This is a genomic window from Paenibacillus sp. UMB7766-LJ446 (assembly GCF_030226665.1).
GTDB classification, from domain to species: Bacteria; Bacillota; Bacilli; order Paenibacillales; family Paenibacillaceae; genus Paenibacillus; species Paenibacillus vandeheii.
Genome location: NZ_JASOYM010000008.1, coordinates 107,831 through 120,565, shown reverse-complemented (window position 1 = coordinate 120,565; position 12,735 = coordinate 107,831). Strand labels below are relative to the sequence as shown.

The window sequence follows — 12,735 nt, the reverse complement described above, 5'->3', positions numbered from 1 at the left end:
CGGGCTGGCATTGCGGGTACACCGGTATAGATGCAGCATGGCCGTTGCCATGCAGGACCGTTTTCCTACACACCCTGTTGCAGGACTGAAGCAGCCGACAAGCCATATCCACATGGGGCATTTCGTTCCAAAGAAGCAAAAGGACGGATTGGTGATTCATCGACTACTCAGGAGGATAAAGAGATGACTTCAAAGGTGACTTCATTAGAATAAACTCCAGTCAAATTCCTTGGAAAGACGCTCGAGCAGATGCACGCCTGCAATGCTGTTTCCTTTCCGATTCAGAGCCGGACCTACAAGACCGATGCCAAACTGTCCTGGAACCAGGGTCAGTATTCCACCGGACACTCCACTCTTGGCAGGCAGTCCGACCTGAATCGCAAATTCGCCGGATGCATTATACATACCGCAGGTGGTCATGAACGTTTTGGCAATCTGTACATAACGACGAGGAATAAGCTCATTTCCGGTGATGGGATCTGTCCCGTCATAAGCAAGCACCAGTGCCATACGGGCCAGGTCAGCACAAGTCACCTCGATGGAGCAATGGCGGAAATAGACGGCAAGCACATCTTCAACATCATCCTTGAGTACACCATTGTGCTTCAGAAAATAACCAAGCGAGCGGTTCAGATGGCCTGTTTCCCATTCGGACCGATATACCGCTTCGTTGTAGTCCAGTCGATCATTATTCGCCAGCTTACGGAAAAATTCCAAAATGCGCCGGGACTTCTCCTCTTTGCAATCCCCGCCAATCAGGGATGATACCGTAATCGCGCCCGCATTGATCAATGGATTAAACGGAATGCCCGGTTCCACTAGTTCGAGCTTGATCATGGAATCATAATCATCCCCGGTAGGTTCTTTTCCTACATTAAAGAAGACCGCTTCCTCCCCATGATCCATCAGAGCCAGAATAAGTGTAAATACCTTGGAGATACTTTGCATCGTAAACGGGATACCACAATCTCCGGCTGACACATGATTGCCTTCGGCGTTCATGATATGTATACCCAGTTCGTCCTGCGAAGCCTTGAACAACTCGGGAATATAAGAAGCTACTTTCCCCTGTCCGGTGTGCAAACGGCTGGTCTCCAGCCATTCCGGCAGCAATAAATTCAATTGTTCCATTGCAGCATTACTCATCTCCATCTCCTCCAAATCTCTGTATGAGCATTTCGCATGCTTTCGAATGATGAGTTCCCATCGAAGTGATGCAAAATGCCCGGGATAGTATGTATTACCCGCAAGCCTGATCCCTTAGCGCTTCACCTGAAGATTCAGCTCCAGAATCTCGCCAGGTAATCCCTCATAATCCCCCACCCATGTGGATACAAAGTTCTGTCTGAGCAATATTTGACGGGATGCCGCATTGGACGGATCGATAACCGCATAGAGTACAGCAATCCCTGCCGCCTGTGCCTGAATAATCAGCCGAGCTGCAATAGAAGTCCCGTGTCCTTTCCCCCAGTATTCAGGCAGAATCATATAACCCATTTCCGCCCGGGATGGATCGGATTCATCTGGGATCAGTTTAGCGTAGGCCATCCCTACCCCGTCTTCACCGGATATGCGATAATATCCGCAGTCATTCCCCTGATTATAATTCAGCATGGATTCAAATTCCGCTGTAGCTTCATGCTCAGGCAGAGCACGTTCGGTAATTTGTTGCATAACTTCAATATTGGACACAAGAGCATAATAATCAGCAAAATCAGATGATGCATATTTCAAGAAATTCATGACGGACATACCTCCTCTAAATGGCTAACAAGAACTTGCTCTTTTGATTTCACCTAGAGTATACCAGAAGCAAAGTATGCATTGCACACAACCGCTTCATGTACAGAAGTCTCTCTCCTCTCCGGTTGAGCTGGTACCAAAAAAGCGGCCTCCACAGAGACCGCCCAGCTTGCTTTTTATAAAATAGAACTTCGTCCCCATACGATCAGCTTGCCCGGGATGAAGGGTTAAGATTCATCTGCTGTTCACGTTGACGTGTATGACGTCCCTGACCCGGAGGCGTAATAATCAACGCCAGCAGGAGCGAGACGGCACACAGTACAGCGATCACAATAAAGGTAAGATGGAATCCGCCCAGCAGGGCGCTGATAAACGATCCGGCCAAGGCACCCAATCCAAATCCCTGATAGATGACGCCGTAGTTTTTGCTCTGATTTTTCAGTCCGAAGTAATCTGCCACAATCGCCGGGAAGACCGTGATATTGCCACCAAAGCAGAACGCGATAGCGGCTACACAGGCGAAGAAGATACTAAAGCTCAGCGGTACCAGACTCAGCGTCATTACGGCAACAGCCGTAACCAGCAGTGCTCCCGCAATGACTTTCATCCGTCCTACTTTATCCGACAGCGCACCCAAAATGATACGTCCAGCGGTGTTAAAGATAGCAACCATCGCTACCGCATTGGCAGCTGTAGCCACGTTAAGTCCTGCCAGCTGTACACCGATGTCTTTCACAATACCGATCAGATACAGTCCACTCATACATGCCGTGAAGAAAATAACGAACAGCATGTAAGCTTCTTTCGTACGCAGCATTTCTTTGACCGTATAATCATGACGTACTTCTTGTTGCTTCGCACCTTCGGCGCTGCTTGCTGGAGCTTGTTCACGAACTACCGCTTCACGGATCAGGAACGAGCCGCCCACAATCAATACCAATACAATAATGCCCCAGTACATAAAGGCTTGAGCAGGACCAACGGCACCGATTAATGCAGAGTTCACGTATTTGAACAACAGACTACCCGTACCAAAGGCCCCGACCGAAATACCCGAGATCAGACCTTTTCGCTCAGGGAACCATTTGATCAGGTTGGACAGGGAAGTAATATATGCCGTACCATCCGCGAATCCAACCACAAATCCGGCCAGGATGTAAAGCAGTGTCAACGAACTCACTTGAGAACTAAGCACGAGTCCCAGACCAAGCACCACACCGGCTACCCGAATCAGGCGACGAAGCCCCCATCGTTCTTGCAGTCGTCCTGCAAACAGTGTGGCAAATGCCAAAGCAAAACTGGTTATCGAAAAAGTTATCGCGACCGAGCTGACGTCCCATCCGAAACGATCAGACAGCGGTTGATTAAATAAACTCCAGGTGTAGATGGTTCCGAGACCCATTTGTACAATAATGGTGCCCAGTACAATAAGCCAGCGGTTCATTTTCATAGATGTAGAATTAGGTGTGGATGAAATAGCTGCTTTCATCGTGATCTCCCCTTTGCCGATGTCATATATATGAATGCGTTCACAAGCTAATCATACATGAAAGGGGATTCATTACACCGATTTGAGCATGAGTTGCATCAGAGGCGGAATGAAATGCCTCTAGATGCGCATGAGCTGCCTGAATTCCTTGACCTTGCCCCGGCTAACAGGCACTTCAGCCTCCAGATCGCGCAGGCTAAGCAGATACGTATTGTTAAACCAGGGCACAATTTCACGGATTTGAGACAAATTCACCACGTAAGAGCGATGACAGCGGAAAAAGGTCTCTTGCGGCAAACGGCCGTGAAAATCCGAAATACTGACCGGCATCGTAAACTCACCGTTTTTGGTATACACCTTCGTGACTTTCTCTTGTGCTTCCGCATAATAAATATCGGTGGTGTCTGTCACAATAATATTGTCATTGCGCAGCAGATTGATACGTCGTCCCGTCTGTGCATTGGATTCCCGCGCCTGCATCGTGGATGCAGGCCATTCATCGTTCACTTGAGCCGCATGGTGAGCCTGTCCATCGTCGCTGCCACGTTCACGTTTCACCTGCTCATGATCCCGTCTGAACGCCGTTTCAAGTTTATTCACCATCGCAGCAATCCGTTTCTCATCATAAGGCTTCAGAATATAGTCAAACGCCTCCAGCTCAAATGCTTCTGCCGCATGTTCCTTATAGGCTGTTGTAAATACGATATATGGCTTGCTTGCAAACTTCCCAATATGATGTGCCAGCATCATGCCGTCCAGCGAAGGAATGTTTATGTCTAGAAAAATAACGTCGACTTCCTGCTCCTGCAGAAACTTCAGCACATCCAGTCCATCTTCCAGACAATCTACCACTTCAATTTGGCTATGTTCCTGTATCAAATAATTCAGTTCCTCACTTGCCGGAATTTCATCTTCAACAATAAGGGCTCTCATTAACCGTTCATCACCTTGTCACTACATCTCCTTTGGGTACATCAAATAAAATATCGGTTCCTTGCTCCAGCCTCGTAATTGTTAGCCCCTGCCCATAAATGAGCTTCACCCGCCGATGTACGTTGTACAAACCGATTTGGTTGGCAGGCATCCGGTCATGGTACACACGCTCAATAATGTCGGCTCCAATACCTGCTCCTGTGTCACTGACCCCAATTCGCACAAAGTCAGGATAATCCTGTACCCGAATCCGTACAGTCCCGGGTCCTTTTACCTTGAGAATGCCGTGGATAATGGCATTTTCCACAAGCGGCTGGATGACCAGACTTGGAATATGCACAGCCACCTCATCAATGTCATAGATGACGTTAAGCCTGCTGCCGAAGCGAGCCTTCTCAATTTCTACATAATTGCGGACCTGCTCCAGTTCCTTATGAATATCAATAAGCTCATCTGACAGCTCCAGGTTATAGCGCATATATCCCGACAGATTAACGATCAACTCACGTGCCCGATCCGGCTTAGTGCGAATCGATGAAGCAATGGCGTTCAGCGCATTGAATAGAAAATGAGGATGAATCGTGGTCTGTAATGCACGCAGCTCCGCTTTATTGGCCGCAGCCTTAATCTCCTCTACACGAGATACTTCCATCTGGGTGGAAATAATCTGAGACAGGCCCACAGCCATTGTTTGCAACGGATACGTGATCTTGTACGCTTTGCGGTAATAAATTTTCAGAGCCCCCGTCACTTCTCCCCGCTCTTTGAGCGGAATGATGAGGAGGGAGTGAATATCCGGCGTTTTTTCATCAATTACATCATTACTAATCGTAATCTCTCCGCTGGAGATCGTTTTCTTCGTCATCTCACTAATAATTTCATTCCCGATATGATATCGTTCCTCACCAAATCCCACATAAGCCAGTACATTTCGGGTATCCGTAATCGCAACCGCATCCGCCTGAATATCCTCCTGAATAATCCGGCATATCTTCCGCAAGGAATCTTCGTCAATGGAACGGAAGTAGGGCAAGGTCTTGTTCGCAATCTCCAGCGCCAGCTTGGCCTGACGAGCCGCAATCATTTCCTTTTCCCCTTCCACACTCTGCACCAGCAGCACGATCAGCCCAATATTCATCTCACCCAATATCATCGGCAATGCAATCTTCGAGACAATATCCGCCCCCAAGGGATCAGGGTAAGAATACAACAGAATCAGCATCATCGTGAGTGCCTCACAGATCATTCCGGCCGCAATACCAACCATCCAGCGCTTCGACTTGGGCGTATACTTATGTATATAACCGGACACCAGACCTGCCAGGATACTCGTAATCAGACAGGGGATCGCCGTAATCCCATCCATATCGATCAAGTACCGATGCACCCCGGAGACAATCCCGGTAATGATGCCCACAGGCGCTCCAAACAAAATGCCGCCAGACATGATCGCAATAATGCGCACATTCACCAGCGAGCCTTCCACATTAATACCGGTATAGGTTCCAAAGATGGCAAACGCACAGAATAACAACGTAACCGCAATGTACTCCTGCCATCTCAATTTTCCCTTTTGCAAAATCTGCCTAAACCGCGGTATCCTCGACAGAAAGAATAAAAATATAATCAGCAGTGCCGCCCGTTCAAACAACCCCAACAGCATCGTAAACATCTCCGTCAATCTGACTTCCTCCACATCCGACAAAAATAAACGCCCATGATCGCAGCAGCGTTTTCTCATCTTGAGTCCATATATGCTCGTATGCAACAGTTTACCGCTCCCCCAGGAGGAAAGCAAAGTCAATCCTGTGAAAATGAGATGTAAAAGAATGTAGTGGACAGTCTCTAACCTGTTGAATAGATGAAACAGAATTCATTTTATTCCAATTGATTCTCTTCTCTACACATAAAATGCCACTTCCATAAATCCACTATGTTATAATTAATTGGAACATTATGCTAATTGGTTCAATGTAATTTATTTAAGAAAGGTGTATTACATGTTTATAATGTTATTGATAGGCTCACTTCTGCTTTTTAGTGGTTTGTGGTACATCGTTTACTTTATCTCGAAACGCACCAAAAACCCTAATCGTTCCTCAGCTCATGTGCTGAGAGTGATTTTAAGTATTTCGACCCTCGTACTAATAGCTGAAAACTACATATATAAAACAGTCCCTTCTAACAATATTTTAATTTTAGTATTTATTGCATCCTTAATAGCTACCAGTTCATTCTTTGTTAAGAATAAAGAGTGATGAGATGGTACAATTTTTTTCTCTAGCTACATGCAAAGTCTTAAAAAATTATCTAAAGTTCTTCTATTAAAACTGCCTTATAATCAACAGCTCGTTTATCTCGTATTCCAAGGAGGAATTTACTTAATGAAAAATCTCTCTTATGGTATTTTATCTCTATGTTTAATTGGAGGCTTCTTTCTTTCTGCTTGCGGAAAATCAGACGATAATAACACCCTTTCCAATAACGAAAAACCTAACAACACAACAAACCAAATCCCTTCAACCAACATTACACCAACAAACATTGAACGTCTGATTGGACTAACAGAGATTGAAGCAATTAAGGACATCACAGCGGCTGATTTTAAGAAAGGTGTCTATATTAATTTCGATAAATATAAAAGCAGCTTCTTTGACGAAAAGATTATCTCCAAGTTAAGTAATAATCTTGAATCGGTTGTAGAGAATAACGAAAAGAAGTTTAAACAGAATCTGAATAAAAAATCTTTGGAATCCATCAGAGAAGGCTTTTATTACAAAAACACAGCCGACCAATTCATGTTCTATGAGTTAGATCTTTTAGAAAAACTCGATCATCCAGAACAAATTAGAGCAGGTGTACGCTTTGCAAGAAAATCCTCAGACGGAAGTATTGAGAATCAAGGTATTACCTACTTCTTTACTAAAAACGAAAAAGGGGAATGGGGTATTTAAAATATAGATTAATTCCCACTACAGTGTTTTGTATCATGCTGCTAAAAATAAAAAGGGGTTCCATAAGTCATCTTCCTGACTTATGGAACCCCCTTCCACTAAATTACTTCATACACATTCGATGTAATTTGGTTTTATAAAGTGAACTTCCAGTTACATAGTAACGGAGAGTGCAGAACCAATCTGGAGAAGCGAAGCGCTCGCCTTTATCCCCGGATTTTACCCTTTTGAAATTCTAATCTAAAAATCCGGGGGTAACAGCGATCGGAAGATGGTACTGCACTCGGAGTGGCCACGTGTAACAACGCCCTGTAGTTCATTTTATACCACCCAACAATACATCGAATCCCTACCTAAACATGCCCCACAGCTTAATCAAATGAAACGTATTGTTCGGATCGATCTTCTGCGCAAGGACAAAAGCAACGAATTGTTCCTCCTGAGCCGTAGAAAAATTCTCATTCAAAATGACCGCTGACGACTTGACCAATCTTCTCACCTTGGCCTTATCCTGCAAATCAGACTTGGAGACCCCATCTATCAACTTTTTGATACGCTCTTTGACAGCGGGATTTTTCATCTTCGTTTTGATCCGCTCCACCAGCTGCGGACTGATTCCATATTGTTGGTAACCCAAAACGTACAGCACCTCCTGAATAATGAACTCACTTCTTATTCATATGACAGAAGGGCCTGTACACTTGACATATTCCCACGGAAAATGTGGAAAACCACAACTCGGCAGCCCAATCAATCGATCAGATCCCCCTGGAATACTTGCTGCTGCTGTAAAAAATCACGTAAAGGCGCGTAGTCAACAGAGGTCCAGAAGCTTGCATCCGCAATCAGACTGGACACGTCATCCCGGGCCTGCTCCAATACGGCAAAATCTGCAACCATGTCGGCAAGACGGAACTCGGGTAATCCACTTTGCTTTGTGCCAAAGAAATCACCCGGTCCCCGCAGATCCAGATCTCGACGGGATACTTCGAATCCATCTTCGGTTTCTGTCATAACCTTCATGCGCTCCTGTCCTACTTCTGTCTTGGGATCAGCAATGAGCACACAATAGGAGGCATGAGCGCCCCGACCGACCCGGCCACGAAGCTGATGCAGCTGCGAGAGACCGAAGCGGTCCGCATCCATAATGACCATCAGTGTTGCGTTAGGCACATCGACCCCGACCTCCACGACTGTTGTCGAGACGAGAAGCTGAATATCGTTGCTGTAAAAGTCACGCATCATCTCTTCCTTCTCGCCAGCCGTCATCCGTCCATGCAGCAGACCTACACGGTACTTCGGAAAATTTTGCTGCATCTGGATATGCAGGTCAATCGCATTCTGTACATCCAGCTTCTCCGACTCTTCAATGAGCGGACAGATCAGATAGGCCTGGCGTCCCTGGTCCACTTCTCGCGAAATAAAGCCAAGCACCCGGTCCATCATGTCATGCTTAACCCAGTACGTCGAGATTGGAATCCTTCCTTTTGGACGTTCCGAGATGGTCGATACTTCAATATCACCAAAAGCCGTAATGGCTAGTGTTCGGGGAATTGGTGTCGCCGTCATCGTTAACACATCCGGGTTGTACCCTTTACGCCGCAAAATGCTGCGCTGGTTCACACCGAAGCGATGCTGCTCATCCGTAACAACAAGACCCAGGTCGCGAAAAAATACATCCTCCTGAATTAAAGCATGTGTACCCACCACGATGTCGATCATGCCCATCTGTAAGGATGCAATCAGATCTTTGCGCTTCCGTCCATTGACACTGCCCGTTAACAGCCCCACCGTTACGCCAAAAGGTTCAAACAGCTTTTGCAATGAGCGCATATGCTGTTCTGCCAGAATCTCCGTAGGGACCATCAGAGCTCCTTGAAAACCGGAACGAACGGTTGTATACAGGGCAATTGCCGCAATAACCGTTTTTCCAGAGCCTACATCGCCTTGCAACAGACGGTTCATCGAATACGGTGAACGCATATCATGCAGAATTTCAAGCTCTACCTTCTTCTGTGCATCCGTCAGTTCAAATGGCAGACTGCGAACAAACTCGCGAATCGTTGTATTATCCGTTGTATGCACTACACCATCCATACGGTCCCGGTTCAATGCACGATAAGCCTGCATCTTGAGTTGAAACAAAAATAGTTCCTCATACACCATCCGCTGTCTGGCCTGCTGGCCTTCCCGGTTATCCTGTGGGCGATGAATTCCGGCAATCGCCTGTTTGCGGGGCATGAATCCATATTTCTTCATGAGTGATTGAGGCAAAATTTCGGGGATCATGTCCCCGAACTGGACTAACCCCTGATTAATCGTTTTGCGCATCCATGACTGTGTAAGCTTACCGGTTACCGAATACACAGGCTGCAGTGTGCCCGATCGTCCTTCCCCTTTATCCGGGAATTCCGAATCTGTTACGGTCATCTGCATACGCTTCTGTTCCCATTTCCCCGTAATCACAATCTCGCGGTTGGGTGTAAGCTGCTCCTTCAAAAAATGCCGATTGAACCAAGTGGCTGAAATCATCCACTCTTCCGTCATTACCTTACAGGTAAGGCGTGACTTTTTCCCATAACGCTGCAAAACCGGGATACCCATCACTTTGCCCTGTACCGTAATTTTGTCCCCATCCTTCACTTCGCTGAGCGAACGCAGACGATAGTCCTCATAACGGAACGGATAATATTCAAGCAGGTCTTTTACAGTAGAGATGCCAAAGGCGTGAAGCTCTCCCTCTTTGAGAGCACTCACGCCGCTAATTTGTTTAACCGATATTTCTTCCCATTTCATGTCTAATCCCTCATTCCGGAACAGGCCACATAAAGATGGCAATTACGCCTGGCCCAACATGGCTGCCAATGACGGCTCCAATATTGGTATACACCACTTCATTCAGTGTAAAATGCCCACGCAACTGCTCTGCACAAGCGATCGCTGATCCGGGGTCTGCGGTATGACCTACCGCCAGATTAACACGTTGACCCGCCAGATCCTGCTGAAACAGCTCAATAATGCGTGCCATGGCTTTTTTGTGACCTCTGACTTTCTCCACTGCGTAAATAACGCCTTCCTCGTCAATGGACAAGATCGGTTTAATATTCAGCAGTGTTCCCAAGATGGCCGCAGCCTTGCCGATCCGACCGCCTTTCTGTAAATACTCCAAGGTGTCTACAAGAAAGAACAGCTTGCGGCTCCGCTGCATGGCTGCTACAGCCGCAGCGATCTCAGCTGCGGATTTGCCCTGTTCGGCAAGCTCGGCAGCCTGTACGACCAATAAACCATATCCATAGGATGCAGACTTCGAATCCAGTACCGTTATATCACCTTCACGTTCCAGCAACGATTTGCCAAGCAGCGCCGATTGATAAGTACCACTCATACCGGAAGACAAATGAATCGATACAATGGACCGTTCGGGGTCCTCATCCAACAGTGTGTTATAGATATTCATAAAATCGGTGGGAGAAGGCTGTGAGGTTGTAGGCAGCACAGATGCCTTCTCCAACTTTGCATAGAACTGTTCTGAAGTCAGATCAACACCGTCTGCATAAGCTTCTTCCCCAAACAGAACACGCAGCGGAACAACATGAATCCCGTATTTACGTACCAATTCTTCGGGTATATCCGCGGTACTGTCGGTTACGATCGCAACCTTGTGGCTCATGAGATCCCTCCTCTTTGCTTAAGTGCTATAGTGCATGTTCAAATAGTGATCCATTGGGGACTTATTGAACAATCTCTATTAGGACTCTACAGAGAACAAATAATAATAAACCGGCTGTCCTCCAAGATGCACCTCTACCTCAGCATCAGGATATTGTTCTTCGAGCCAAGCTACAAGCGCATCAGTAATCTCAGGGGTCGCCTCGTCCCCTTCAAGAATGGTAATCACTTCATCTCCGCTCTCCATCATCTGTTGCAGCAAGCCTTCACATGCGTGCAGCATGCTTTCGTCTGTTGCCACGATCTTGGAATTGTGGATACCGATGTAGTGTCCTGCTTTGATATCAAGCTCATCATATTGCGTATCTCTGACCGCATGAGTCACTTGACCAGACTGCACCCGGCTAATCGCCTCAAGCATATGGTCACGGTTGGTTTCCGCAGACTCATCCTCCTGGAAAGCAAAAGCCGCTGCCATGCCCTGAGGAATCGTCTTGCTCGGAATGACAGTAATTCGGCGCTCATCTTCAAGCAACTCTCCAGCCTGCTGCGCAGCAAGTACAATGTTGGAGTTGTTCGGCAAAATAAATACCTGTTCCGCTGCAATCGAACGCACCGCTTTCACAAAATCTTCAGTGCTCGGATTCATCGTCTGTCCACCAGACAGAACAACATCCACGCCGAGACTCTTGAAAATCTCTGCAATGCCATCACCGGAAGATACCGCGATAAAGCCATATGGCGCCATCTCATCTGCTGGTGGCTCCGCTTGCTCCAGACTGCGTGTTGCTTCAGGCGGGATCTCTGCGAACAATTCAGGCGATGGCGCTATGTCCATGCCAGCAGTCAGCAGATCACGATGCTGCTCACGCATATTGAGAATGTGAATTTGTGTGATTTCTCCATAACGGAGGGCCAGGTTTAATACATCCCCAGGTGTCTTGGAATGCACGTGAACCTTAATCACTTCATCGTCAGCAATAATAATGATGGAATCTCCGTTAACTGACAACGCTTTCCGGAATGCCTCGTCATCGAATGCAACGCCTGCGTTCTCTCCCAGCTCGCGATTAATAAAGAACTCCATGTCATACAGGAACTCAATATCTTCCGTTTCCAGTCTCGCCTGAGCAGACATTGGCATCTCCGGCACGATTACCTGCTGTGCAGGCTTCGCAGGAATTACTTCTGACGGTGCAGCCGGTTTCATTGCAGATGAAGCTACGGTTGGCTGTACGTCTTTCTGAAAGGATGTGCGACTAGCCCCGTCCGTTTGCAACAGAACGTCCATAAAGCCCTCGTAAATATATACAAGCCCCTGGCCGCCTGAATCCACAACGCCGACCTGTTTCAATACAGGCAGCAGTTCCGGAGTCATTGCCAGTGCTTCTTTTGCTTTTAACAAAACTTCATTCATTAATTCAGTTATATCATTCGTCCGTCTTGCGTAGTAGCTGGCATGTTTCGCCGCTTCCTTGGCTACGGTAAGAATGGTCCCTTCAACGGGTTTCACTACAGCTTTGTAAGCTGCGTCCACACCGTTCTGCAGGGCTGCGGCGAACTGGAGTGTATTCAGTTCCTCGTAAGGAGCAGCTGAACGACTGAATCCACGGAACAATTGAGATAAAATTACTCCGGAGTTCCCCCGTGCACCCATAAGCAGGCCTTTCGATAAAATACCGGCAGCTTCTCCGATGGAGGCAGAACTCTTGCGTTTAATCTCTGCGACTCCTGCACTCATTGTCAAATTCATGTTCGTTCCCGTGTCGCCATCCGGCACAGGGAAAACATTCAGGGAATTGACGTGCTCTGCATGCTGTCCAAGTTGTTCCGCTCCGGCAAGTACCATTGCGGTGAAATCTGTTCCATTTAAAGAACGTATACTCAAGTGAGAATTCCCCTTCCTAGCTTGATACACGAACATCTTGCACCAAGATGTATCTGGTC

11 protein-coding genes are annotated in these 12,735 nt (G+C 47.0%); 2 read left to right on the top strand and 9 right to left on the bottom strand.

All coding sequences use genetic code 11. The features are described 5' to 3' along the window. Positions 1 to 30: 30 nt before the first annotated feature. Positions 31 to 213 (top strand): hypothetical protein, encoded by a 183-nt coding sequence (locus QP794_RS19975; protein ID WP_285078602.1) that lies wholly within the window; start codon positions 31 to 33, stop codon positions 211 to 213. Here the strand turns inward: QP794_RS19975 and glsA are convergent. The 5 genes from glsA to QP794_RS19950 all read right to left on the bottom strand — a co-directional run bounded on the left by glsA (position 205) and on the right by QP794_RS19950 (position 5,828). After that, a complete protein-coding gene (gene glsA, locus QP794_RS19970; RefSeq protein WP_285078601.1) occupies positions 205 to 1,146 on the bottom strand; it encodes a glutaminase A in 942 nt (313 codons plus the stop codon). The two genes, QP794_RS19975 and glsA, sit on opposite strands and share 9 nt — an antisense overlap. 114 nt (positions 1,147 to 1,260) lie before the next feature. Then, positions 1,261 to 1,743 (bottom strand): GNAT family N-acetyltransferase, encoded by a 483-nt coding sequence (locus QP794_RS19965; RefSeq protein ID WP_285078600.1) that lies wholly within the window; start codon positions 1,741 to 1,743, stop codon positions 1,261 to 1,263. Positions 1,744 to 1,948: 205 nt separating this feature from the next. Beyond that, positions 1,949 to 3,232: an L-lactate MFS transporter gene (locus QP794_RS19960; RefSeq protein ID WP_285078599.1), complete on the bottom strand. Its 1,284-nt coding sequence runs from the start codon at positions 3,230 to 3,232 to the stop codon at positions 1,949 to 1,951. A gap of 120 nt (positions 3,233 to 3,352) precedes the next feature. Continuing rightward, entirely contained in the window at positions 3,353 to 4,165 is an 813-nt protein-coding gene (locus QP794_RS19955; RefSeq protein ID WP_285078598.1) for a LytR/AlgR family response regulator transcription factor, read from the bottom strand. Between the two features lie 10 nt (positions 4,166 to 4,175). After that, entirely contained in the window at positions 4,176 to 5,828 is a 1,653-nt protein-coding gene (locus QP794_RS19950; RefSeq protein ID WP_285078709.1) for a sensor histidine kinase, read from the bottom strand. Positions 5,829 to 6,549: 721 nt separating this feature from the next. On the opposite strand from QP794_RS19950, the gene QP794_RS19945 reads away from it, so the two are divergent. Then, positions 6,550 to 7,119, top strand: coding sequence for a hypothetical protein (locus QP794_RS19945; RefSeq protein WP_285078597.1), 570 nt, complete (start codon positions 6,550 to 6,552; stop codon positions 7,117 to 7,119). 349 nt (positions 7,120 to 7,468) lie between these two features. Here QP794_RS19945 and QP794_RS19940 read toward each other — a convergent pair whose 3' ends face one another. The 4 genes from QP794_RS19940 to QP794_RS19925 form a co-directional block, all read right to left on the bottom strand. Then, positions 7,469 to 7,756, bottom strand: coding sequence for a stage VI sporulation protein F (locus QP794_RS19940; RefSeq protein WP_024631103.1), 288 nt, complete (start codon positions 7,754 to 7,756; stop codon positions 7,469 to 7,471). 113 nt (positions 7,757 to 7,869) lie between these two features. Further along, positions 7,870 to 9,915: an ATP-dependent DNA helicase RecG gene (gene recG / locus QP794_RS19935; RefSeq protein ID WP_024631104.1), complete on the bottom strand. Its 2,046-nt coding sequence runs from the start codon at positions 9,913 to 9,915 to the stop codon at positions 7,870 to 7,872. A 10-nt stretch (positions 9,916 to 9,925) separates the two neighbouring features. After that, the gene (locus tag QP794_RS19930) at positions 9,926 to 10,789 is read right to left on the bottom strand and encodes a DegV family protein (RefSeq protein ID WP_024631105.1); all 864 of its coding nucleotides are present in this window, start codon (positions 10,787 to 10,789) and stop codon (positions 9,926 to 9,928) included. A gap of 78 nt (positions 10,790 to 10,867) precedes the next feature. Next, positions 10,868 to 12,676 (bottom strand): DAK2 domain-containing protein, encoded by a 1,809-nt coding sequence (locus tag QP794_RS19925; RefSeq protein WP_285078596.1) that lies wholly within the window; start codon positions 12,674 to 12,676, stop codon positions 10,868 to 10,870. Between the last annotated feature and the right edge of the window lie 59 nt (positions 12,677 to 12,735).